General features: G+C 42.6%; 19 protein-coding genes. 10 read left to right on the top strand and 9 right to left on the bottom strand.

All coding sequences use genetic code 11. The features are described from left to right. Nucleotides 1-75 precede the first annotated feature (75 nt). Together gcvP and gcvH are read right to left on the bottom strand one after the other, a co-directional pair. Complete coding sequence (gene gcvP, locus I1A42_RS21670; protein ID WP_196124962.1) at nucleotides 76-2,940, bottom strand: aminomethyl-transferring glycine dehydrogenase; 2,865 nt, start codon at nucleotides 2,938-2,940, stop codon at nucleotides 76-78. Between the two features lie 151 nt (nucleotides 2,941-3,091). Next, complete coding sequence (gene gcvH / locus I1A42_RS21665; RefSeq protein WP_196124960.1) at nucleotides 3,092-3,481, bottom strand: glycine cleavage system protein GcvH; 390 nt, start codon at nucleotides 3,479-3,481, stop codon at nucleotides 3,092-3,094. A 933-nt stretch (nucleotides 3,482-4,414) separates the two neighbouring features. On the opposite strand from gcvH, the gene I1A42_RS21660 reads away from it, so the two are divergent. The 3 genes from I1A42_RS21660 to I1A42_RS21650 all read left to right on the top strand — a co-directional run bounded on the left by I1A42_RS21660 (nucleotide 4,415) and on the right by I1A42_RS21650 (nucleotide 7,733). After that, nucleotides 4,415-5,047 carry a helix-turn-helix domain-containing protein gene (locus tag I1A42_RS21660; RefSeq protein ID WP_161157632.1) on the top strand — a complete coding sequence of 211 codons (633 nt, stop codon included), beginning with the start codon at nucleotides 4,415-4,417 and terminating at the stop codon, nucleotides 5,045-5,047. Between the two features lie 287 nt (nucleotides 5,048-5,334). Beyond that, complete coding sequence (gene gcvT, locus I1A42_RS21655; RefSeq protein ID WP_196124958.1) at nucleotides 5,335-6,471, top strand: glycine cleavage system aminomethyltransferase GcvT; 1,137 nt, start codon at nucleotides 5,335-5,337, stop codon at nucleotides 6,469-6,471. Between the two features lie 200 nt (nucleotides 6,472-6,671). After that, the gene (locus I1A42_RS21650) at nucleotides 6,672-7,733 is read left to right on the top strand and encodes a S1 family peptidase (RefSeq protein ID WP_196124956.1); all 1,062 of its coding nucleotides are present in this window, start codon (nucleotides 6,672-6,674) and stop codon (nucleotides 7,731-7,733) included. 138 nt (nucleotides 7,734-7,871) lie between these two features. On the opposite strand, the gene I1A42_RS21645 is transcribed toward I1A42_RS21650, so the two are convergent. The 3 genes from I1A42_RS21645 to I1A42_RS21635 form a co-directional block, all read right to left on the bottom strand. Beyond that, nucleotides 7,872-9,623 carry a sensor domain-containing protein gene (locus tag I1A42_RS21645; protein WP_196124954.1) on the bottom strand — a complete coding sequence of 584 codons (1,752 nt, stop codon included), beginning with the start codon at nucleotides 9,621-9,623 and terminating at the stop codon, nucleotides 7,872-7,874. 567 nt (nucleotides 9,624-10,190) lie between these two features. Next, nucleotides 10,191-11,495 (bottom strand): inosine/guanosine kinase, encoded by a 1,305-nt coding sequence (locus I1A42_RS21640; protein WP_161157636.1) that lies wholly within the window; start codon nucleotides 11,493-11,495, stop codon nucleotides 10,191-10,193. A 125-nt stretch (nucleotides 11,496-11,620) separates the two neighbouring features. Next, nucleotides 11,621-12,094 carry a CreA family protein gene (locus I1A42_RS21635; protein WP_161157637.1) on the bottom strand — a complete coding sequence of 158 codons (474 nt, stop codon included), beginning with the start codon at nucleotides 12,092-12,094 and terminating at the stop codon, nucleotides 11,621-11,623. Nucleotides 12,095-12,512: 418 nt separating this feature from the next. On the opposite strand from I1A42_RS21635, the gene I1A42_RS21630 reads away from it, so the two are divergent. From I1A42_RS21630 to cutA, 3 genes are all read left to right on the top strand, one after another. Continuing rightward, on the top strand, nucleotides 12,513-13,055 hold the full coding sequence (locus I1A42_RS21630) for a hypothetical protein (RefSeq protein WP_196124952.1): 543 nt from the start codon (nucleotides 12,513-12,515) through the stop codon (nucleotides 13,053-13,055). A 187-nt stretch (nucleotides 13,056-13,242) separates the two neighbouring features. Then, nucleotides 13,243-13,998, top strand: coding sequence for an HAD-IA family hydrolase (locus tag I1A42_RS21625; protein WP_161157639.1), 756 nt, complete (start codon nucleotides 13,243-13,245; stop codon nucleotides 13,996-13,998). Between the two features lie 90 nt (nucleotides 13,999-14,088). After that, nucleotides 14,089-14,415 carry a divalent-cation tolerance protein CutA gene (cutA, locus tag I1A42_RS21620; protein ID WP_161157640.1) on the top strand — a complete coding sequence of 109 codons (327 nt, stop codon included), beginning with the start codon at nucleotides 14,089-14,091 and terminating at the stop codon, nucleotides 14,413-14,415. A gap of 2 nt (nucleotides 14,416-14,417) precedes the next feature. Here the strand turns inward: cutA and I1A42_RS21615 are convergent, their stop codons facing one another. Next, entirely contained in the window at nucleotides 14,418-15,020 is a 603-nt protein-coding gene (locus I1A42_RS21615; protein ID WP_196124950.1) for a DUF2238 domain-containing protein, read from the bottom strand. 215 nt (nucleotides 15,021-15,235) lie between these two features. On the opposite strand from I1A42_RS21615, the gene I1A42_RS25090 reads away from it, so the two are divergent. Together I1A42_RS25090 and I1A42_RS21610 are read left to right on the top strand one after the other, a co-directional pair. Beyond that, nucleotides 15,236-15,364: a hypothetical protein gene (locus tag I1A42_RS25090; protein WP_268982069.1), complete on the top strand. Its 129-nt coding sequence runs from the start codon at nucleotides 15,236-15,238 to the stop codon at nucleotides 15,362-15,364. Then, complete coding sequence (locus I1A42_RS21610) at nucleotides 15,358-15,987, top strand: DNA-J related domain-containing protein (RefSeq protein ID WP_161157642.1); 630 nt, start codon at nucleotides 15,358-15,360, stop codon at nucleotides 15,985-15,987. Before I1A42_RS25090 ends, I1A42_RS21610 begins: the two co-directional genes overlap by 7 nt. Before the next feature lie 63 nt (nucleotides 15,988-16,050). On the opposite strand, the gene I1A42_RS21605 is transcribed toward I1A42_RS21610, so the two are convergent. The 3 genes from I1A42_RS21605 to I1A42_RS21595 form a co-directional block, all read right to left on the bottom strand. Next, complete coding sequence (locus I1A42_RS21605; RefSeq protein ID WP_196124948.1) at nucleotides 16,051-17,700, bottom strand: ABC-ATPase domain-containing protein; 1,650 nt, start codon at nucleotides 17,698-17,700, stop codon at nucleotides 16,051-16,053. A 308-nt stretch (nucleotides 17,701-18,008) separates the two neighbouring features. After that, the gene (gene fabV, locus I1A42_RS21600; RefSeq protein ID WP_196124946.1) at nucleotides 18,009-19,211 is read right to left on the bottom strand and encodes an enoyl-ACP reductase FabV; all 1,203 of its coding nucleotides are present in this window, start codon (nucleotides 19,209-19,211) and stop codon (nucleotides 18,009-18,011) included. Nucleotides 19,212-19,434: 223 nt separating this feature from the next. Further along, nucleotides 19,435-20,034 (bottom strand): arylesterase, encoded by a 600-nt coding sequence (locus I1A42_RS21595; RefSeq protein ID WP_196124944.1) that lies wholly within the window; start codon nucleotides 20,032-20,034, stop codon nucleotides 19,435-19,437. Here I1A42_RS21595 and I1A42_RS21590 point away from each other — a divergent pair. Together I1A42_RS21590 and I1A42_RS21585 are read left to right on the top strand one after the other, a co-directional pair. Further along, a complete protein-coding gene (locus I1A42_RS21590; RefSeq protein ID WP_196124942.1) occupies nucleotides 20,033-20,710 on the top strand; it encodes an ABC transporter ATP-binding protein in 678 nt (225 codons plus the stop codon). The genes I1A42_RS21595 and I1A42_RS21590 overlap by 2 nt on opposite strands. After that, complete coding sequence (locus tag I1A42_RS21585) at nucleotides 20,707-23,154, top strand: ABC transporter permease (protein ID WP_196124940.1); 2,448 nt, start codon at nucleotides 20,707-20,709, stop codon at nucleotides 23,152-23,154. Before I1A42_RS21590 ends, I1A42_RS21585 begins: the two co-directional genes overlap by 4 nt. Nucleotides 23,155-23,323 lie beyond the last annotated feature (169 nt).

Raw genomic sequence — 23,323 nt, 5'->3', positions numbered from 1 at the left:
GCTCTTCACTACATTTAGCTTATATAGATAAATAAAAAGCGAACCAAACGGTTCGCTTTTGCTTAGATTATCGTATTAATCTTGGTAAGTATCAATACTTGGGCAAGAGCAGATGAGATTGCGGTCACCGTATACGTTGTCAACACGATTCACTGTTGGCCAGAACTTCATCTCTTGGGTTTGTTTAGAAGGGTAGCAAGCCACCTGTTTTGAATATGGGTGTGTCCATTCTTCAGCCACAAGATCCACTTGAGTGTGTGGAGCATTGACGAGTGGGTTATCTTCTAATGTCCAATTACCTAATTCTACCTGTTTGATCTCTTCACGAATGGCGATCATCGCATCACAGAAGCGATCCAACTCAGCTAAATCCTCAGATTCGGTCGGCTCTATCATCAGTGTGCCAGCAACTGGGAATGACATCGTTGGGGCATGGAAGCCATAATCCATCAAGCGCTTAGCGATGTCTTCTTCGCTAATTCCTGACGCGTCTTTAATTGGGCGAATATCGATAATACACTCGTGTGCTACGCGACCATTTTTGCCTCGGTAAAGAACGGAGTAATGCGGACGCAAGCGTTCCATCACATAGTTAGCGTTTAGAATCGCAACTTCTGTCGCTTCAGTCAGTCCTTCGCCCCCCATCATCGCAATATAAGCCCACGAGATAGGTAAAATAGAGGCGCTCCCCATATCTGCAGCAGACACTGCGTATTCTTTCCCTTTCACACCATTTTCAATATGACCTGGCAAGAAATCAGCTAAGTGCGCTTTCACACCGATAGGCCCCATACCAGGACCGCCGCCGCCGTGAGGAATACAGAAGGTTTTGTGCAAGTTTAGATGTGATACATCTGAACCAATAAAGCCTGGTGATGTTAAGCCAACTTGAGCGTTCATGTTGGCACCATCCAGATAAACTTGCCCACCTGCTGCGTGAACCATATCGCACACTTCACGCACTTGTTCCTCATACACACCGTGCGTTGATGGATAAGTAATCATAATGCATGACAGATTATCATGATGTTTCTCGATTTTTTGCGCGAGATCGTCGAGGTCGATATTGCCATTGTGGTCGCATTTAACGACCACGACTTTCATCGAAAGCATGGAAGCCGATGCGGGGTTAGTCCCGTGAGCGGAGCTAGGGATAAGACAGACATTGCGATTCTTGTCACCGCGACTCTCGTGATAACGTTGAATTGCTATGAGTCCAGCATATTCACCAGAGGCTCCAGAGTTCGGTTGCAATGAGAATGCATCATAGCCTGTAATTGCACAGAGTTTGGCGACTAAATCGTCAGCTAATGCGTGGTAACCTGCTGTCTGTTCACTGGGCGCAAATGGGTGTAGAGAGCCAAATTCAGGCCAAGAGACGGGAATCATCTCAGCAGCTGCATTGAGTTTCATGGTGCAGCTTCCTAGCGGGATCATGCCATGCGTTAGAGAAAAGTCTTTATTCTCTAATTTTTTCAAATAGCGCATCATCTGTGTTTCACTGTGATAAGTGTTAAACACGGTATGAGTCAGGTATTGAGTGGTACGGCGGCATGCCTCTGGAATTGATGCATATTCATCCCCCGAAATCTCTGCTGACAGATCGTAGGCCGATTCGGTCACACCGAATGCAGTCAGTAGGGTATGAACATCTTCAAGCGTTGTGGTTTCATCAAAACTGATACCGAGGCGATCGTTGAATTTACGTAAGTTGATATCTAATGATTGAGCCACCGCATACAAACCCGCGGTATTATTCTTTGTTACTACTGTGATGGTATCAAAGAACGTTTCATGGGCTAGTTTGAAGCCCGCTTTTTTTAGTCCAGCGGCTAATATCGCAGTCAGGTGATGAGTTCGACGAGCAATGGTTTCCAGCCCTTTAGGGCCGTGATAAATCGCGTAGAATGCAGCCATGTTGGCAAGTAGTGCTTGCGCCGTACAAATATTCGATGTGGCTTTTTCACGGCGAATATGCTGTTCGCGAGTTTGCATCGCCATTCGCAGTGCTTGGTTACCCTTGGCATCGATAGAGACACCAATCACACGACCTGGCATCGTACGTTTGTGTTTATCCTTGGTTGCCATAAATGCAGCATGTGGTCCACCAAAACCCATCGGTACACCAAAGCGCTGCGCTGATCCGATAACCACATCAGCACCCATTTCACCTGCTGGTTTTAGCAAGGTAGAAGCAAGTAAGTCAGTTGCAACTGTGGCTAAGGCTTTTTGATCGTGAATTGCTGTGATCACATCGGTAAGATCAATAATGTTACCCGTTGTAGTTGGGTATTGAAGTAGCGCACCAAAAAATTCGTGGGTCTTTATTTGATCGAGTGATGCAACAATAACGTCGAATCCGAGGAATTCAGCGCGGGTTTTGACGACTTCAATGGTTTGCGGGTGAACATTGTCCGCAACAAAGAACTGATTACTTTTGCTCTTGCCTGCGCGTTTACACAATGCCATCGCTTCTGCAGCGGCAGTCGCTTCATCAAGTAATGATGCGTTCGCAATTTCCATACCGGTTAGGTCAATGATCATTTGCTGAAAATTAAGCAAAGATTCTAGGCGACCTTGAGAAATTTCTGGTTGGTATGGCGTGTAAGCGGTGTACCAGCCCGGATTTTCAAATATATTACGCAAAATGACATTTGGCGTGTGGGTGTTGTAATAACCTTGGCCGATGAATGAGCGTTTCAGTGCATTTTGCTGAGCAAATTCTTTTAGACTGTTCATCATTGCGTATTCACTTTGCGCGGTAGGTAAAGCGAGCGCAGAAGGAAGACGAATGGATGCCGGTACTGTCTCATCAATGAGTGCAGTTAATGATTCAGCGTTAATAGTATTGAGCATAGAGCGATGATCATCGCGACGTGGGCCATTATGGCGAGTCACAAAATCATTCGCAGGGTTTAGGCTTTGAAGTAAATCAGTCATGTTTCCTTTACCTTCTCAACCTCCCACTGTTAGGAGCATTGAAAATAGTGACTTAATAAAGCATGCAACGAAGATACTTTATGTCCAATAGGTGGTTCGTTTAAACTGTGCGTGCGGAAGTTTTCTATTGGCACGCACAGCAAATGAGGAATTAGTCCTCGTCATCTTCTTCTAAAGATGTTTCATATTCATCTGCGCTTTGTAACTGTTCAAGTTCACTCGCATCAGACATTTTGATTGTTGCAATCCAACCACCATCGTAAGGTTCTGAGTTAACCAATTCCGGGCTATCTTCTAGATCCTGGTTTACTTCAACAATAGTGCCAGAAACAGGCGCATAGATATCGGACGCTGCTTTCACAGATTCGACCAAAGAGAATGCATCGCCTGCATCAATGTCGCTATCTACTTCAGGTAGTTCAACAAAGACCACATCACCAAGCATTTCTTGGGCATGCTCAGAGATACCGATGGTGGCAGTACCGTCACCGTTATCGCGAACCCATTCATGGCTGTCTGTGAACTTCAGTGTTTTGTCCATTGCTAAATCTCCAAAATAACGTATCGATAAATAGGGTTAAGTAAAGTGAGCCGCTAGGCCAAAGCGCCCAAATGACCATGTTGTGATGTTCTGTTGTTGCACTTTGCTCGACCACTTACCGGTTGAAAACTATTGTTTTACTGTTTGCTTAATGGGCATGAACAGCATTATTGACTGTTAAGATCTACGCTAAGCATAGGTGCTTTTTTATCGAAAAATAGTTCAGGGTTACGTCCTGTGATCTTCGTAAAATTTCCTAGTTAAAACCGATGGCAGCGTAAAATCGGTTGATTGAATAAAATCAGTTTGCAACAGATATGCCATCATGTTTGTGCCTTTGATCACCGATTTATGCCATGCCAGTTAGGCACAATAATTAAGTAATCGTTTGCGTAGCCTTTGGCTTTTAACCTCATTATGGCAATGATAGAAGCAGAGAATAAGAACGAGGCAAGCGTGTGGACATCTCGATATTGAAGATGAATAACGCTATGTATCAGATTTGAATATTTGAACAGTCGTGGTGCACCCATCGTTAAGATTTAGTGCATACTCTGAAATCAAATGTGAGAGGTGTTATATCACTTTTCAGAGCCGGATTATCCATAATCTTTTTTAGCTTCCTTCGCTCTATTTATCCACTTTACATCACTGATAAATAGTTTATCGCCGAAGTTTTCACCGATAATCGGGGGGCTTCGGCGTTTGGTAACTGCATCACGATAAGTTATTCGAACTTACCTTTGTGCATTATTCACCAATAAGTTGATAACATACTCGGTGTGGTAACAATGATCAATAGAAAAGTTTCTTATAGGAAACTTATGTTCATAAGGTGAAGCATGCGCTAGGATTAAGGCATACTATGAGCATCAATAATGAAAGTGTATTACTGCTTCGTAAATATACGCCTAACAATAAGTTGAAGAAATCATGTCCGATAATATTTTTGATGAATACCCCTCAATGACACTAGCCAGAGAAGCAAGTGAAGCACCAAATATTGAGCCATTACGTTTAGGGGAGCGGATCAAAACCATTCGTGGAGAACTGGGCTTAACCTTAGAAGAGGCTAGTCAACGAACTGGACTCGCTCGTTCTACACTAAGTAAAATTGAAAATGAACAGATTTCTCCAACTTTCCAAGCGATGCAAAAATTAGCGTTTGGGTTACAGATAGATATGCCTCAACTATTTGAACCACCACAAAAAATTATTGCAACAGGCCGTAGAGATATTACGCGTAAAGGCTCAGGAAAGCCGCATCCTACTCAAACGTATGAACATGAGTTACTCGCCACACAGTTGTCGAATAAAAAGATGATGCCATTTAAAAGTCGTGTGCGCGCTAGGGCATTTGACGAATATCGTGACTGGATTCGTCATGATGGTGAAGAGTTTCTTTTGATCTTGGAAGGTTCTGTGATGTTCTATTCTGAATTTTATGAGCCAGTAGAATTAATGACAGGGGACAGCGTTTATTACGATGCTACGATGGGGCATATGCTCGTTTCGACAAGTGAAGAAGACGCTTTAATCCTGTGGGTTACGGCGAACACTCGATAAATATTCTCCCTATTCTTATATCAATGCATAAAAACGCGCCATTATTGGCGCTTTTTTTATGCTACTAAGGTTTCCTATAATGAATGCAAACGTTTGCCTTTGATTGTTTATCCATTGGTTTTTACGTTAAATGACCGCTTGTGACGACTGTAATCGCGAATTTGGCTCTTTTTACTTGTCTATTGAGAGAAAATTTCGCATTCTGTTTATTATTGGAAACATAATGGTATTTAGGAATAACACGTTAACGCTCATTTACTGTGCGAAAACGATCAAGGGAGAAAGTTATGAGCCAAAACTTAGATGCTGGCCAACCGTTGTTAACCACACCTCTTCACGCACTTCATCTTGAAGTGGGCGCTAAAATGGTCCCATTCGCTGGCTATGATATGCCAGTACAATACCCTCTGGGTGTAAAAAAGGAACATTTGCACACTCGTGAGTTTGCTGGATTGTTTGATGTGTCGCACATGGGGCAGTTACGTTTAACGGGCCCAGACGCCGCCGCTGCATTAGAAGCCATAGTCCCAGTTGATATTATCGATTTGCCTCAAGGTAAACAGCGCTATGCGTTTTTCACCAACGAGCAAGGCGGAATTTTAGATGATTTAATGGTGGCTAATCTCGGTGATCATCTGTTCGTGGTGGTGAATGCGGCATGCAAAGCACAAGATATCGCTCATATTCAATCTCATCTTCCTGATAACGTTAGATTAGAAGTGATCGAAGATCGCGCTCTGCTTGCTTTACAAGGGCCACAAGCCGCGAAGGTACTTTCTCAACTACAACCTGCTGTTGCATCCATGTGTTTTATGGATATCCAAACTATCGATATCGCTGGTATCGACTGCATTGTTAGCCGCAGCGGATACACGGGGGAAGATGGCTACGAAATTTCAGTCCCTGCAGATAAAGCACAAGAGCTAGCTTGTAAATTAACGGAATTTTCTGAAGTCGAGTGGATTGGTTTAGGAGCTCGCGATTCTTTACGTTTGGAATGCGGCTTGTGTCTCTACGGTCACGATCTTGATACCACGACAACTCCCGTTGAAGCGAGTTTATTATGGGCAATCAGTAAATCTCGTCGTGCAGACGGAGAAAGAGCAGGGGGATTCCCTGGTGACTCAATCATCTTAGACCAAATTGCGACTAAGAATGTCGTGCGTAAAAGGGTTGGACTTGTGGGGCAAACCAAAGCACCTGTGCGCGAGGGGACAGAACTTTATGATGCAAACGACAATAAGATAGGTATTGTCACCAGTGGTACCGCTGGACCAACAGCTGGAAAACCGGTCTCAATGGCTTATGTAAGCACTGAATTTTCTGCCATCGATACTGAAGTTTGGGCGTTAGTTCGTGGTAAAAAATTACCGATGACAGTAAGTAAAATGCCTTTTGTTCCTCAGCATTATTATCGCGGTTGATAGCACCTGATAATTTGTAACGACAAAAACAGCACTATGGTAGTGCTGTTTTTATTTTTATCGAGGTTGATTTGGGCTCTTATAATGCATCTTGGTTAATATTGTGATCCTGAGCCAAATATGTAAATCAATGAAAAACAGGTTAGATAATTTGGTGCGATTGTATAAGCTTAATGTTGCTTATCCACTAGATTGTCCCTATGAAAAATATCACGTTATTACTTACCTTTTTGCTCACTAGTTTGACTGCTTCTGCGGCTGACGTTTCTACTTATATCGTTAATGGTACGAAAGCATCCGCCAGCGCCTATCCAGCCTATGTCACCCTATTTTATTATCGTGAATATTCGGGGGGCTACACCTATGGTATGTATTGTGGGGGAACCATGATTGACAGTACCCATGTACTCACTGCAGCCCACTGTATTACCGATGAAGATAGTGAACCGAATGAGTCATACCTTCTCTATACTGTCGTTGCTCAAGTTGATGAACTATCAGATTTCCCTGGAAATGCGACCTACGTGCAGGCCAAATCATTTTATTATCCCGATGATTATGAATACTCTTCCACTGAGTTATGGCCAAATGATATTGCGGTGATCACATTGGAATCCAGTCTGAATGTTAGTGGGGTCGTTAGCTTACCAAGCCAAGATTACAATAGCTATCGAGAGAATAGTGATGATACCTTTATCACAATTGGTCATGGGAAAACGTCATCAAGTAGTAGCACAAGTAACATACTGCTCCAAACTGAAATGGACTACGTGGATAACGCGACATGTGAGACAGACCTTGCCAATATTAATGATTCCCAACTTTGTTTTGCCGGTACGAGTAGTGGAGATAGCACCACTAGTTTAAGTAGTGGCGTTTGTTCAGGGGACTCTGGTGGCCCCATGTATGACACCACGGATTCTAGTGCAACCGGTAGTGGTTACCTACAAATTGGCGTGACCAGTTTTGGCCCCTCGACTTGTGGACAAGCTTTAGGTTCGAGCGGTGTAACAGGGGTATTTACTGAAGTCTCTAATTACGTGGATTGGATTAACGAAGTTGTTGCAGGTTCGGTGACAGCAAAATACACAGCCACAGATGCAAAAAGGGCGAGTTACAGTGGAAGTCTCGATTCCAGTTCATCTTCTGATGATGATAGCAGTGTATCAACGACATCAAGTGGCGGTGGTGGTAGTGCTGGTGTCATAGGATTAATGATGTTAGCTCTTATTGGGCTAATGAGAGTGAATCGACGTAGCTAAATCAACGAAAAAGTGTGAATTGAAGGGGCAGGGGGGCTGTCCCTATCTGTGCTGCTGGTTAGGCGGATTATTTATTCATATACGCGGGGCTCGCTAAACTAACACATTGTTATTATTTGTTTGATAGCGATAAAGGTGTTATTGCACTAGTGTTAGCGGCGTTTCTTGGTTCGCAGCGCTTAAGTTATTGCTAGATAATGTATAGTAACTGGCACTGGCTAACGATAGTGGTTTAGAGAACCAATAGCCTTGTAGATATGAGGCGCCTAATTCACTAAATTTTTGATACATGACACTGTTTTCAATCCCCTCAATCACAATATCAATTCCTTTTTGCACACAAAGATGAATGATAAATTCAAGATATTCATTGAGGGCGAAGTTCTGCATGGTTTTGCATGCCATGGTGCGATCGATTTTTATTTGATTGAGTGGTAAATCAAAGAAACTATTGATTGAGCTAAAGCCGGTACCAAAATCATCTAATGATAATCTAAAGCCTAATTCACTGAGTTTCTGTAGCTGGATCAGCGCGTTTTTATTTCCATCTAAAATAACGGTTTCAGTTAATTCTAAAACAATCGATTTTGTCTCTATCCCATACTCTGTTGCGATACGCATGATATGTTCGGGGAAAGAACGATCTAAAAGTTGCAGTACTGAAACGTTAACGTTGACTCGCACCGTTACATGATTTTTATGGTTGTAATGAGTGATAAATTGGCAGGCTTTAGTAAATACTTGATAACCCAATTCATTAATTAAGCCTTTTTTTTCTGCGACGGGAATAAATTCATCTGGATAAATCTCGCCGAACTCTTTTGATTTCCAACGCACTAAAGCTTCAAAACTTGCTACTTTACCTGTTACAGCATCAACAATTGGTTGAAATTTGACGCTTAACGAATGTGAATGTAAGGCTTCTTTTAGACCTCGTTCGACAAAAAAGAAACGATCGACTTTTGATTGGGTTTTCCCTTGATAAATCGCTATCCAAGATTCTTCTTGCTCTGAGGCAAACTGACAAGTACGTGAGGCGATATTAATGATGTCTTCTGGACTGACGTTAAGCTCGAAATTAGGATACACGCCAATACTGATGTTTTCACCGTATAGATGACCATGTCCTTGAATGGCACTTGTGTAATCTGTGTAGATAGAACGGCAAAGAGTGTACAGCTCTTCCTTGCTGTGTTCTCCTTTCACGATAATTGCGAAATCATCAGACCGAGCTCGATAACATTCAACTAAGTCATTTGAATCGACTTGGACCGCCGCGATAACATGGCTAATAAGATGTTCGACGACTTCATTGCCATATTGATTTACGTATGTGCGAATATCATCTATCTGCATATAAATAAGACTGTGTTTTTCAGCTGTATTTTGTGCCAGCTCGATATCGGCTAATAATTTTGCTCGATTGAACATACCGGATGCACTATCGAAATAAGCGGCTTGCTGGAGATAGGATTCAAAAAGCTTTTGTTCTGATACATCGCAATGACGGCCAACAATGAAGAATTCATCACCATCAAATTTCAAAACGGAATGTGTTTCTATCCAAATGTATTGGCGGCTTGTTGTTCTTAAACGGAATTGGATATTACGGATTTTGTTGGGTTCTGGACTGTAGACTTGTCGCTCTATCGCTGCGCTTACACTTTGACGGTCAAGAGGGTGAACGTACTCTAACCACTCATCGACACTAATCGTTTTAGATTTAATGCCAAATTTTTGATAAAACTCGGGATTATAAAACGTTACTTGTAATGCGCTATCCACATGAAATAAACCTTCGGAAAAAATATCTAGCACATGTGGCAGACGTTTTTCGAAAAGCGGATGAAAGTCATTTATGTCTAATATTAATTCTTCGCTTAAAGTCATGGTTACACTACTACAGTCGTATATGTCAGTGGAAGATGGTCACCGTACGTAATTTATTCTGCATTTTTATATAAAACGCTACATCATAATCAAGAGATGTATTTTATGTATATATCAACATTTGCTTATAATAATCAACTTGTTGAGTCAGTTATCCTATCACAATTATCAATATCAAGTGACATATTATTATACCCAAATGACCTCAAGATGCAGGATTCAGAGCTTCATCAACGAGCCTAGGTCAAGCTCAATCACGGCAGGAATGGTCATTCCCTTTTAACGTGATTGGGCGCAGAAATAGGTTTGTTGATGAGCTCCCGAAGGGCGAGTTTTATTCGCTCTTAGGCTGTGTTACTGATTTTCAACGTAGAATGACTATGTCTTCAAATCAGTGCCTTGCCTAAGAGCGAAACCATTCTCGCTGAAACAGCATCTTGAGGTTACTTGGGTATACTTATCCGACGTTTTTTAAAATTATAATTTTTATTATTCAAAATCAGCTGGTTAAAGTTAACCGGTAACAAAAGAGCAGCCTTAAGCTGCTCTTTTGTTTGATGTGTTTGCTTAACGCTCCCAATATGCCTCTTCAAGGCTATCTTCACGCTCTGGCAGAGCTTTAGACAGTCGTGGTGAGTGTTGGGTTAACACTTCATAACTTACGCGGTTTGCGTAACGACATACCTGAGACAAAGATGAATAGGTCAAAAATGGGTGTTGATGCTTGGCTGAGTTAGGAACATTTTTCGCATGATAGCTGTTGGCTGCCATATCGTGTAGCAAAGCAGCGAGTGCACCATCGCCCGCACCATTAGTATTTTTTATTTTAGCCGGGCCACCTAAGTACGGACCGATGTGAGAGTATATCTTCACAGGGGTATCACATACCGATTTTTGCATCGCACGACTAAATTCATATTTGTTAAATTCAGGAATGTTGCCAGGCAATAACGAAGATTCCGTTTCGCGTTTCGCAGCGTCATCGACATAGCCAGCCATATATAAACCGATTGGGCCAGCTGTGCATAAGACTAAATCAACCCACTCAAGCGCCTGATTGGATGCCATAAGTGGATCGTCGTGTCCGGTTAAGGCTAATCCTTCTTCTTCGTTCATAGCCAAAACGGAAACGTTTTCCTTAATGTAGTTTTGCCACCATTCGACATTATTTTCAATAACATATTTCGTTCCAAGGGTTAAAACCACAGGAACATTGTTCTTTTTGGCTAATTTTACAGCACGTTGAACAGCTTGAGGCATAGGATCGCCAGGGTTTCCACGCATCAAATAAGAAGAGAGCAGTAGGGCTGAGGCTTTCTCAAAAATGTGATCTGGGATACTTTCTGGGCGCAATTGATTCATTTGCCCTTGGTTGATGGCAAATGTGCGCTCACCATCCTCAGAAATCAGTGTATAACAGCGTCCTATCGGTCCATCTACGGTTTGAAAGTGGTTCATATTAACGCGTGAAGAAGTGCGGCACAGGTAGCGGTAGGCATAATCACCTACTTCAATGTTTTTGGACATCACGCCGAGTAAGACAGATTTACTGTCAGCAAGTACAGAATAGTTGTGTAATGTATTACCAATTGTGCCACCAGGGTGTTGGTGGGTTATTAATTCCCTGTCGACCAGCTCTTGGTAGAGAGCATCGGCTGTCTGTTCCTCGACAACAAGTGAGTGTCCTTTACTCAATCCGTATTTATTTAGAAATTCGGTGTCGACCTTCGCTTCAATATCAACAAGGGTTTGCCCTATCCCAATAATGGTTGGGTTATACAGTACAGGGGCTTGCTGCATTTGTTTCACGAGAGGGTCGCGTTTTTCTGTTGGGAAATAGTGTTTAGATTTACGTTGTCCAGGAAATTTCATGAGGATTCAGCTACAAAAAAATTTCGCGGATAATAGCATAAAATAGGTGAGGTATTGGATTTTTTGATCTATCAATAACGGATTGACACTCTCTGAAATTACATCAGAGAGTGTACGTGTCGACTTTATTTGTTATCAGCTGGGAAAGCATTAAATGCCTTAGTTCCCCATAATGGAACTGTCGATAAACTGTGTTTAAAACTGCCAGAAGTTTCTTTTGTTGAATAAGAAACATACATGAGTGTTTGGTTTTTAGCATCAAATATGCGGCGTATTTTCATTGACTTAAAGAAAATGCTTTTTGATTTTTTGAACACAATTTCACCTGAGTTCGATTTATCAATATCAGCGATCATTTCTGGTGTGATTTCGCCGGTTTGGCGACACGCAATGGATGAATCGGATGGGTCTGATAGGCTAAGGTTTGCTTCAATACTTGCGATATGGCAAGTGACACCTGTCACGATGGGGTCATTTAATGTGTCGATTTTGATATCTTTGGTGGTGAAAAGCCCAAGGCTGACATCACCCACCTCTGAGTTATCACAGCCGTTCAATACTAAAGCGATGATGGCCACACCAAGTATTCTTTTTAACATATTCTTTGATCCATTATTCGTCTGAGCTGTGCCTGACATGAGCGACATTGTACAACAGCTACTAAGTTATCCTATGCTATCAAATCAGTGCACTCGCTAGAAGGTAAACTCTATTTATGCCCTAGAATATGGACGTGATTTAGATTCAAATATCGCTTTTTTGCCTTGTTAATTTTATACCAAACTTACCTTAAGATGCTTTTTCAGTGCGAATGTATTGGCTTTTAGGCACAGCACTGATTTGAAAATTTGGTCATTTGGGTATAAATCAGTACAAATACCTTGTTGCTAGCCGCAATGCTCAGTATGCTCCAGACTCAGATTCTTGTTATTCCACTTAAGTTACAGTTATTTTACCATCTGTTTCATGCTGATGTTAAAGCTTTCTCAGACTGTTCAGGATAGATGAACCAATATTATGACGACGATGCCTTCTCAACTACTAAACGTGAAAAATCGCTGGTTATGGCAGCAAGTAGAGGTCGATTACCCAACACCTGAAAGTATCAGAGGACGTCAGGTCTATGAATCACTCAGCCAGAAAGCATCAGCTATTCCATTCACTGATTCACCATCGCACCAGCAGAGCCTTCATCCCAACGTGCTTGCCGCTGACTTTCACCGCATGACGATCATGTTTTCTTTGCTGCAAGCGAATCGGGTAACTGCACCGGAAGAAAAAGAAGCACTAGTCGAATTTTTCACGCAAATTATCTATTCAGAACCTTGCACTCTTTATCTCGGATTTTCTCAAGGAGAAGCCGTTGCGGCAGCCCTCTTGACCATCGATGATAATCAGTGGTTAATTTCTGATGTAGTCATGTGTGACAACCAAGAATTCAGTCACAGTCACGTATTTATCAACCAGGTCATTGCCAATCATTCCGCCCAATGTTCGGTTTGTCCCGAACGAGTATGGCTAGAATCTTTTGGTGAAAACGCTTACCCAGAATTAATGTAATCGGTGCATGGCTTAAGTCACTCTATTTTGTTGTTGATTTAGCTGATTAAGCACCGTTTAGTGACTTGGTTTGAATATATTTACATTGCCCAATAGGCAAGAGATTATTCTGTTAACTCTGTCCTTACTTGATAATCATCTGCGCATACACTGCATTAACCGAAATTTATGATGGTGAAGCCACCGTATGCACAATAATAACAAGCAATGTGTGATTTTTGATTGTGAAGGCACATTAGTAGACAGTGAACGGCTATGTTGTCAGGTGCTTCTTGGCTTGTTCCAAGAATTGGGCGCGGTGCTCACACTTGATGATGTGGTAGAGAGTTTTGATGGTGGTTTGGTTGCTGAACTGCTCAATAGGCTCGTTGAAAAAACCGGTGTTAATGCTGATATCGATTCACTAGAAATAGAATATCGGCATCGAACGCATGAGTTATTTGACCATCAGTTGCGCCCAATGTCTGGTGCTGTCTCCCTACTCGAGCAATTACGTCGTCATCATATTGATGTTTGTGTGGCATCTAACTCACCCAAAGATAAAATTGAATCGCTATTAGAACTGTGTGGTTTGCGTAGCTATTTCGATGATCAAATCTATTCTGCATTTGATGCAAATAGTTGGAAACCTGAACCGGATTTAATTCATTATTGTGCGATGAATATGGGCTATAGTCTCGATCAATGTGTCTATATTGATGATACTTATCAAGGTATTGAAGCTGGGATTAGTGCGGGAGTAGACACGATTCATTTTAAGCCCGCTATTAAACAAGTATCACCGATAGAACATTTATCGTTGGTGAAACAACCCGCTCAGTTCAGTGATGTTGAAAGTGATAAAGTTGCAGCAGAGCGTATTGAAGCTCATGATTTTCTGGATAGTAAAGTTGTGGCAGTCATGCATAAATTAAGTGAAGTTGAACAATATTTAAGTATTTAAATTTGGTTTGATTGTCATTTGGGTATTAAACATTTATCACGTTAAGGAAGTCAGCTAAAATTATGTGATGATTTCCTTTGGAGGTAGGTAATGAACCCCCAAGATTTTTGCATCGTACTAACAACGACGCAGCGTGCGGAAAACGCACAAGAATTGATTCAAAGTTTGCTGGATAAAAAGTTGGCCGCATGCATTCAAACCATGCCTATTGAGAGCCATTATGTGTGGCAGGGTGAAATCTGCCACGACAATGAAATATTAATGGTGATCAAAACTCAGCGCGAATGTTACGTGGATGTAGAGCAAGCTATTACGGCACAACATGATTACGATGTGCCGCAAATTATTCAAGTTCCTTTTACTGAAGGCTTCCACCCTTATTTAGCGTGGATTAAACAAAACACCCAAGCTCATTAGCCCTATTTAAAACGTGCTGAGTTGGCACCACATTGCCAACTCAGCAGAATGAGTGCAGCGATAGCGCCGAGGGTATCGCATAACATGTCTTTTTGAGCATCCCAAATATCACCTTGCGAACCTAAAAATGCCGCACCATCTTCCCCGCCAGCAAGCGAAGCGTACCACCATTCGATGATTTCATAGCTTGCAGCAAGGCTCATAATTGCGAACAGAGCAAACACTCTTGCTAACCATGTGTGGGCGAGTTTACGACGAATCACAAACTCAGCAATAGGATAGGCGTAAAGGCCGATAGCAAAGTGCGCCACACGATCAAAATCATTCCGTGATGAACCAATCATGTGATTAAACCAATCGAAAGGAACATTGGCGAAGGTATATCGTGCCCCTATTGTATGCAGGGCTATCCAAATAAACATTAATATATAAGCTGTTTTGCTGAAGGGCATATAGAGTGACACACACCAGATCATGGCGAGAATAAGCACGACAGGAATAATTTCAGCAATCCAAACGGAACGAGAGGTAGGGGCAACAGCCGAAAAGACAAAAAGCAAGGCGTAAATTAATGTTAACCACGTTAGATGACGAGGAACGGTCATGAGTATGTATCCTTATACTTTGAGGTTACCGAGGGAAAAACGTTAACTCTCTAAAAATATTAGTCATTTTTTACGTACAATTATCTACCTTGTTCTATTCTTATTGCTAGAGCCGTGTCATACCTCAGTTAACAGTTTGATGCCGCGTTGTTTATCGCTTAGATGTATCGATAAATAGGCTTGGGACTGCTTCGTGCTTTTGAGGGGAAATATTGATGCTACTCGACATCAGTAAATGGACTCTAGGTCAAAATCCTGTTATTTCTCCATCTACGTCTATCGACAAAGAGCAGGGAATGGATTTGAATGGTACGACGAAACTTGCAGTGGATGCGCTATGTTAGAAACTCAACACCTCACAAAAACGTTCCAAACAGAAATGGAAAATCCGCTTGTTTGGCCTATTTTTGAAGTATTGAAGCACCAATCATCCGGATGGAAAGTGCACACGTTAGCTTCCCATCTTGGCGAATTAGGATTTATGCCGAACTTGGATGATGCACCTGAGAAGGATTTGTTCAAACGTAACTTCCTCATGATGAATGCGCTGTATCAGCTCCAAGATACTTTGTACCCAGAAAAGTGGTTACAAGTAGAAGCAATGAACATTGTGCTTAGTCCAATGTTTCGTAGTGACATGCACTATATTGATACTGATGATCCACTCCGAGATTATTATATGGAATGGTCAAATTATGAGGCGAGCGAAGGTGAAGTTAGACGCCTACTGAATGAATTTTGGACTCGCTATCGTAAGTTTGTCGGTGGAGATGAAACCGAGCACAAGAATTTAAATCGACTACAAGCGTTGCGTTTGTTTGAATTGGATGAGTCAGCAACATGGAGTGATATTCGTAAAACATGGCGCAAGCTTGCTTTACGTTGGCATCCAGACAGAGAAAATGGCAACTCAGATAAATTTAGAATCTTGTGTGAGGCGTGGCACGTGCTGCGTTGTGACCATTAAATGCGAGATATTTCGCGCTAGTTTAAGGAAAAGGAGAGCAATGTTATTGCTCTCCTTTTTTAATTAAGCTTTAAACTGCGATTGGCGCATGCGATTGAGTGTCGCTAAAATATCCAAACGGCGTGGACGAGCTAAATCGCCATGCTTAGGCAGGTGTTCATGCCAATGACTATTGAGTAAGTGGTCAAACTCCTGAATGATATTTGATGACCAACTCGGTTGTTGTGCAAACAGAAACCATAACCAACCAATCGCGTGTACTTCGCTAGCCGATTCTAATTGTTCTAAAGCGCTAATATCGATAGTTTCTTTACCAAAGCGTAATGCTTCTTTCCCCTTTGGCGTGACGCGAAATTTGCCGTCGGCCAGAATTTTTTGTAAAGAGCCCCGGTTAAATTGGCGTGGTTTGAAATTTGCGAGTGGTGTTTCACACTCATTAGTGCGTTCACTCGGATATTGTTGCATTATTGCTTGTGCTTTTTCTGTCACATCAACGGCTTGGTAGTCGTGCATTTGAATGACTGTATCCGCAACATCAAGATAATCGCCAGATCCGCCCATGACGATTAATGTTGAGATATTTAATTGATCGCGCAACTGACCAATTCGGTCAACGAGCGGAGTGATGGGCTCGTCATTTTTTGCGACTAAAGCCTGCATTCGTTCATCACGGATCATGAAGTTAGTCGCTGATGTATCTTCATCGATCAGCAACGTTGAAGCGCCACCTTCGATCGATTCTTGTAACCAAGCAGCTTGGGAAGTGGAGCCCGAAGCATCCTGAGTACTAAAGTCATCAGTTGCTTTTCCCATTGGTAAGTGGTTGATGTAATTTGACAAGTTTAGGTTATGTACACAACGACCATCTTCTGCTCGGATCTTCATCGCGTTTTGGTCAGTTACGATGTATTCACGCCCATCGCCGGAAATATGATCGTAAATGGATCGTTCAACTGCGGTTAAAAGCGTTGATTTACCATGAAAGCCACCACCAACAATGAGGGTAATCCCTTTCTTTATACCTAAGCCGCGAACATTGCCCTTATTTGGTGCTGTTAACGTCACCGCCAATGATTCAGGAGCACTAAAAGCGATAGCATCTTGCATGGGTAAGTCACTATTACCAGCAAGACGAGGCAGAATGCTTCCGTCTGCAACAAAAGCCACTAAGCCCTGCTCAGATAACTGAGATCGTAAGCTCTGTTGGTCTTCAATGACTTCACAATGATGTTTGAGCGCGTCAATATCAAGTTCTCGAGCGATGGTCGCACGACGAATGAATTTCGGTAGATGAAACGTTAATAGATTCAGGGCCTTTTTAGCTAAAATATTGCGGCCTTCAGCAGGAAGGTCAACTCGAAAACGTAGTTCAATGCCTTCTTCGGTAAATAGTACGGAAGTTGAGTCGAGAACGGTTTGCCCCGTCAGTGCGATAGATACCGCTGTCTCATGACGAGCAAACTCAGCAAAACTACGAGCGATGAAATCTCGGGCTGCAATCTGATACGCAGGTGAGGAATCGAGTAACCACTGGAGCCCAGTTAAAGACCACGCGCGAAATGCTCGTAGTCGCGATGCCGGAGCATGTGAGTCGGCCTGTGTATGATCGATATACAGAGTGAAGTCTCCAAAATCATATTGGCCTTTAATCTGTTGGTAAGCGCGATAATTCTGCTTTTCGAGTTTCTTCAGGCGCGATGTTAATTGTTCCATCGTATTGCTGCTCGTCTTTGAATGTCTATAAAGGGGGTGGATTATAAAAACCGACTTAGTGAGAGTAAAGGTATATTGAACGTGAAGAAGAAAGTTACCTTGTATTCAAGGTTAACTATAGAACATGATACAGTGGCCTCAAGATGTCAGTTGTAAAGACAACTACAGGTTAAGCTCAATAACCACAGCAATGGCCAATTCCTTAAATCTCGTTGGATGTTTTATTCACTCGATGAAGAAAGCCTGAGTAAACTCAGGCTTTTAACACAGTTGCTCATTGCTTTTTGGGGTGTAATTTACAGTGTAATTTATGCCCATTCGTTATCTTTTTTGTAGATGCTCAGATCGACATCTTGTGCATAGTCAACGTTATCGAAGCCAAACCCGTTGAGGTGCATAAACTCTTGTTTGAAACCTGCATAGTCACCGATTTGAGCAAAATTCGCTTCATTCATTTGTGCTAGTAGGGTATTGACCGCTGTTTGAGTTTGCTCACTTAATTCATGATCATCCATACGAATCAACCGTTCACCATCGACAGGTACTGTGTCTAAGAACAGTTTTTCACTGAATAAACGTTGCATCTGTTGGATACCTGTTTCGTGCGTGCCTTCAGCTTTCATGACTTTATATAAGGCAGTCATGTATGGGCTCAAACCAGGAATAACCATACTTGCTTTGGTGACGATAGCTTTACACACAGTGGCAAAGGCCCCACCGTCGTAATTTGCTAGTTTCAAATTAAGTGAATGACTGGTTTGGTGTAGGTCAATTTTCGCTTGGCCTAATGTTCCATCAAGATAGATTGGGTGCGTAATTTCTGGGCCCATGTATGAAAAAGCAATGGTTTTACAGCCTTGGGCAATAGAATCGACATTAATAAGCGCATCAATCCAGTTCTCCCAATCTTCACCACCCATGACTTTGATGGTGCTACTTAGCTCTTCATTTGTGGCTGGCTCGAGTTGCAAATTGCTCCAAGCGTCATTCTCGAGAACGACGGTTGATCCCGCGACAGCATCGCCAATTGGTTTGATGTATGAACGCCAAAACTTCTCATTATCTGGTTGGCGGCGTTTACTGCTCGCAATACTATAGATAATAAGGTCTACTTCTCCTTCGAAGTAGGTTTCAATGGCTTCAATAACTTGATCTTTCATGTCTTGAGAAAAAACATCACCTTGCAAATTAACCGCAATACGTCCAGCTTTTTCTGCTTGTTGCTTAAAGTAAAAATTATTGTAAAAACCAGCACTTCCGCTTTGGGATTCCGTTGGAGTTCTTTCTAATGAAACGCCAATTGTATCTGCTTCGGCGCCACCGAAGGTTAGCGCAATTCGAGCCGCAAGCCCGTAACCAGAAGATGCACCCAAGATCAGAACTCGTTTCGGTCCTTTAGTGATCGGTTTTGCCGTTTTCACGTATTCAATTTGTTGTAAGACTGCTTGCTCACAACCTAATGGGTGTGCGGTTTTTGCCACAACACCCTTAATAACGGGTTCTATGTGCATTATTGTCACCATCGTGTTGAGAAGAATAGACAAGAATACATGAGCAATAGCGGGGATTTATTGAGCTAGACCATTAAAAGTGTCGATTATTGACAAATTATTGCGGCGGTTAGTATGGGTAAGCGAGTGTGTATAAAACGTTAAATTTAATCGGTATTTATATACCCAAATGAGTTCAAACCCACAGAATTGAGCAGCTTGAGTTCATTTAGGTATATGCTTGTTAGAGATAGGGCAATAATGATTGTGCCATAAAGTTAGCGATCCACGGCTGAGCTTTTGGTCTTGGGTGTAATCCATCTTCAAATATCCAATCTTGGCGAGTAATGATACTCGCCAAGAAAAAGGGGATGACGGGCGTGTTTGTTGCGTTAGCGACATCGGAAAACACATTGGCGAAAGCTTGGGTATAGCGTTTGCCATAATTGGGTGGCATACGGATTTGCATTAGAATAGCTTTGCTATTGGATTGTTTTATCTGAGTGATAATTTGGTTGAGATTGGATTCCAAGACTTGTGTCGGAAAACCTCGCAAACCGTCGTTCGCACCGAGTTCTATTAATACGATATTAGGATGATGTTGTTGGAGTAGACCTGGTAAACGCGCCAGTCCGTTACCTGATGTATCGCCAGAGATCGCTGCGTTAACAATGGTAACATTTTTACCTTTTTCTTTAAGTTTGCTACTGAGTAAACTGGGCCAAGCTTGTTCAATTGGCATTCGGTAACCCGCGCTGAGACTATCACCAAGAATCATTAAAGTCTGGCTCATGGCGCTGGTGGAACACATCAAAAGAAACAGCAAGGAAAGAAGTTTAATCATGCAATCATCCATTATTTCTGCAAATTCTGTATCTAAAACAGTCTCCACCAAACAAGAACATTTAACAATCCTCAAAGATGTAAATATTTCTATAGAATCTGGACAAAGTGTTGCTATCGTTGGTACCTCGGGGGCTGGCAAGTCAACGTTGATGACATTACTCGCTGGCTTGGATACTCCCAGCTCAGGCGATATTGCGATTCTTGGCCAATCGCTTTCTACCATGAGTGATGAACAACGTGCAGCGATTCGGGCCGATTCGGTTGGCTTTGTATTCCAGAGTTTCCTGTTAATTCCTAGTTTGACCGCGATAGAAAATGTAACTTTACCTTGTTTGCTCAAAGGTGAAAGAGAAAATGTCACTCGGGCAAAAGCGTTATTGGAATCCGTTGGACTTGGTCATCGGATCGATCACACACCCGAGCAACTGTCTGGTGGCGAGCAACAGCGCGTTGCTTTAGCCCGGGCATTTATGATTCAACCCAAAATTTTGTTTGCTGATGAACCCACGGGGAACCTCGACCAAGAAACCGCAAAAACGATTGTTGATCTTTTGTTTGATTTGAACCAACAACACGGCACCACGTTAGTACTTGTCACTCATGATCCTGCATTAGCCGAGCGATGCCAACGGCGCTTTTACATGCATAGCGGAGAGTTGGAGGAACAGTCATGAGCCGTCATTTAACCGGTTTGCAGATGAATGGACGTCTATTCCATTGGAGCGTCATGGAAATTCGTCAAGGAAAGCTTTGGCCTGTGGTTTTGGCGTTAACACTCATTATTGCTTGTGTTTTTGCGTTGACGGCTTTGGCTGCAAGAATGGAACAGGTGATTGTAAAACAGGGAAAAGATGCGCTAACAGCGGATACGGTTTTTGTCTCTGCGAATCCGATTCCCCCACAGGTGTTGAAACAAAGTAATGCAGAGCAGTTGGTCACCGCGCAGATGATTCGCTTTGGCACGATGGCATTTAGTGATGATAACAAAATGCAGTTAATTTCGGTCAAAGCGGTGGATGAACGTTATCCATTGCGCGGAGAATTGCGCCTAAAAACGGATAGTTTAGTGCAGCGCCACGTGCGTCCAGGAGAGCTTTGGCTTGATGAGAGAATTTTAGCTCAGCTTAATGTCAAAGTAGGGGACCACTTAGCCATTGGCGATGCTGATTTCACGATTAACGGGGTAATAGAGCAAGAGCCGGGTCTGAGTTTTAATCCGTTTCAGCAAATGCCTAGTGCGTTTATTAGCCGTGAAGATGTCGCTAAAACAGGTGCAGTGCAGACAGGAAGTCGGGTGCAATATCAGTTGTTTATCAATGGTAATGAACAATCGATTGAAAAACTTAAAAAGAGTGTTGTGCTAAGCCCTAGTGATAAATGGCGTGACAAAAACAGCGCGAGTCGTACATCGGATGTGTTTGACCGCACCGAACAATATCTTTCTTTAACCGTTGCTATTGTCATTATGATGGCCGCGACTACGTTAGTGTTGACCTGCCAGCATTATGTTTCGAGCCGCAGACAAACGATAGCAATGCTTAAAAGCTTGGGAGCGAGAAAAACGTGGATTATTCGTTGGTTGGCAATCCAATTGATGATCTTATTTATCTCTGCATCAGCGTTAGGCTTATTAGTAGGCGTTGGTCTGGAATATCTGTTGCGCTTGCCTTTAAAAGATATGTTGCCGACCCCATTGCCTGGTTACGGCTGGACACCCTGTTATACCGCATTAGTTACTTGTTTCTTGATTGCTGTTCCAGCATTAGGGATTCCATTTCATCAACTACTGAATATTAGCGCTTCCAGTGTTATGGGGCAGGGCTCTCTAGAAGTCAAACAACGCAAAATCTGGCTGTTACTACTGGTGCCGATAATACCGTTGCTAACGGTCTATTTTGATAATGTGTTGGTATGGATGATTTTCGTTGGTATTTGCGTTCTGTTTGTTGTTTTGGGCGGTGTGAGCTTATTGATAACACATCTTTTGAGCAAAGTTGCCATTCATCCAACATTAACATTGGCCTTGAGTCGAATTAACCGTTCTGGAAAGGCATCAAGCCTTCAATTTGGTGCGCTGGCCTTATCTTTAATGTTACTGGCTGTCATGTGGTTGGTTCGCACTGATTTACTGAGCGATTGGAGTAAAACAATACCGCCGGATGCGCCGAACGCATTTGCTTTGAATATCGCACCGTATGAAAAACAATCTTATCTGGATGCGCTGGATAAAGCGGGTGTAGAGCGGTCCCCCGCCTATCCAATCACTCGGGGACGACTCACTGAAATTAATGGTATCGATGCTAAATCGCGAGCGGAAGGTCGTGAGGGGCATGATGCGCTGCGGCGTGAGATTAATTTTACATGGAGTTCAGTATTACCTGATTACAACGACGTTATTGCAGGTAAGTGGACCCCCCATGCTGGCGTTTCGGTTGAGCAAGACTTAGCGGAGGATTTAGGTATACAAATTGGTGACACGTTAACGTTTGTTATTAATAGCCAGACGTTATCCGCTCAAGTTAATACCATTCGTCACGTAGAGTGGCGACAGATGAAGCCTAACTTTTATTTTATTTTCAGTCCGGATGTCATGGCGAATATGCCTGCTACTTGGTTAGTCAGTTTTCGATTAACTCAACATCATGAGTCGTTATTGGTTCAGTTATCTCGAGCGCACCCGACTGTGAGTGTCCTTGATATCAGGACGATGGGGGCCAAGATTGAGTCTCTGTTACGCCAGATTGTCTGGTCTATTACTGTGCTTGCTGCTTTGGGCGTGGTCGCTGGATTATTGCTTATCTTTACGTTGTTGCGGTTAAGTTTAAGTCAGCGTCAAAACGAGATTCGTTTATATAGGACATTGGGAGCAAGTCGTCGAAGAGTTGCCAATACCATTTGGTTGGAATATGGCATCATGGCTCTTGTCGGTGGTCTTGTTGCAAGTGCGGGCGCTGAGCTAGTGGTGGGCCTGATGATGAAGTATGGATTTAACCTCACTCCAACGTTTCACGTCATGCTGTGGATAGCTCTTCCTGTGGTGACTTTTGCCATATTAGCTGTGGTGATCAGCAGTTTAATTCGTCGTTTGTTGGTTCCAATAAATAAAGCGTTTAGCTAAGGTCGCAGGGGAAAACTTGCTTAGTTATCCACAAAATCAGTGGATAAAGTTTTGGATAACTTTAGCTGTTGATAACTCATGATCTGCCGCTAGCCATTGTACCACCTCAGGAGGGCGTGAATTCGTTATGCACAAAAGGCGAAATCGAACGATCTGGAAGATCTCAGTC

This window comes from Vibrio nitrifigilis (assembly GCF_015686695.1).
In the GTDB taxonomy this organism is placed as follows: domain Bacteria; phylum Pseudomonadota; class Gammaproteobacteria; order Enterobacterales; family Vibrionaceae; genus Vibrio; species Vibrio nitrifigilis.
The sequence above is the reverse complement of the archived record's forward strand: the minus strand, read 5'-3'. Positions and strand labels throughout refer to the sequence as shown.

What these genes read in the sequence shown, in the direction of transcription:
- I1A42_RS21585 (WP_196124940.1), top strand. Translation starts at nt 20,707, where the DNA reads ATGAGCCGTCATTTAACCGGTTTGCAGATGAATGGACGTCTATTCCAT.
- I1A42_RS21590 (WP_196124942.1), top strand. Translation starts at nt 20,033, where the DNA reads ATGCAATCATCCATTATTTCTGCAAATTCTGTATCTAAAACAGTCTCC.
- I1A42_RS21595 (WP_196124944.1), bottom strand. Translation starts at nt 20,034, where the DNA reads ATGATTAAACTTCTTTCCTTGCTGTTTCTTTTGATGTGTTCCACCAGC.
- I1A42_RS21605 (WP_196124948.1), bottom strand. Translation starts at nt 17,700, where the DNA reads ATGGAACAATTAACATCGCGCCTGAAGAAACTCGAAAAGCAGAATTAT.
- gcvT (WP_196124958.1), top strand. Translation starts at nt 5,335, where the DNA reads ATGAGCCAAAACTTAGATGCTGGCCAACCGTTGTTAACCACACCTCTT.
- I1A42_RS21610 (WP_161157642.1), top strand. Translation starts at nt 15,358, where the DNA reads ATGTTAGAAACTCAACACCTCACAAAAACGTTCCAAACAGAAATGGAA.
- I1A42_RS21615 (WP_196124950.1), bottom strand. Translation starts at nt 15,020, where the DNA reads ATGACCGTTCCTCGTCATCTAACGTGGTTAACATTAATTTACGCCTTG.
- I1A42_RS21660 (WP_161157632.1), top strand. Translation starts at nt 4,415, where the DNA reads ATGTCCGATAATATTTTTGATGAATACCCCTCAATGACACTAGCCAGA.
- I1A42_RS21635 (WP_161157637.1), bottom strand. Translation starts at nt 12,094, where the DNA reads ATGTTAAAAAGAATACTTGGTGTGGCCATCATCGCTTTAGTATTGAAC.
- gcvH (WP_196124960.1), bottom strand. Translation starts at nt 3,481, where the DNA reads ATGGACAAAACACTGAAGTTCACAGACAGCCATGAATGGGTTCGCGAT.
- cutA (WP_161157640.1), top strand. Translation starts at nt 14,089, where the DNA reads ATGAACCCCCAAGATTTTTGCATCGTACTAACAACGACGCAGCGTGCG.
- gcvP (WP_196124962.1), bottom strand. Translation starts at nt 2,940, where the DNA reads ATGACTGATTTACTTCAAAGCCTAAACCCTGCGAATGATTTTGTGACT.
- I1A42_RS25090 (WP_268982069.1), top strand. Translation starts at nt 15,236, where the DNA reads ATGCTACTCGACATCAGTAAATGGACTCTAGGTCAAAATCCTGTTATT.
- I1A42_RS21630 (WP_196124952.1), top strand. Translation starts at nt 12,513, where the DNA reads ATGACGACGATGCCTTCTCAACTACTAAACGTGAAAAATCGCTGGTTA.
- fabV (WP_196124946.1), bottom strand. Translation starts at nt 19,211, where the DNA reads ATGCACATAGAACCCGTTATTAAGGGTGTTGTGGCAAAAACCGCACAC.
- I1A42_RS21640 (WP_161157636.1), bottom strand. Translation starts at nt 11,495, where the DNA reads ATGAAATTTCCTGGACAACGTAAATCTAAACACTATTTCCCAACAGAA.
- I1A42_RS21645 (WP_196124954.1), bottom strand. Translation starts at nt 9,623, where the DNA reads ATGACTTTAAGCGAAGAATTAATATTAGACATAAATGACTTTCATCCG.
- I1A42_RS21650 (WP_196124956.1), top strand. Translation starts at nt 6,672, where the DNA reads ATGAAAAATATCACGTTATTACTTACCTTTTTGCTCACTAGTTTGACT.
- I1A42_RS21625 (WP_161157639.1), top strand. Translation starts at nt 13,243, where the DNA reads ATGCACAATAATAACAAGCAATGTGTGATTTTTGATTGTGAAGGCACA.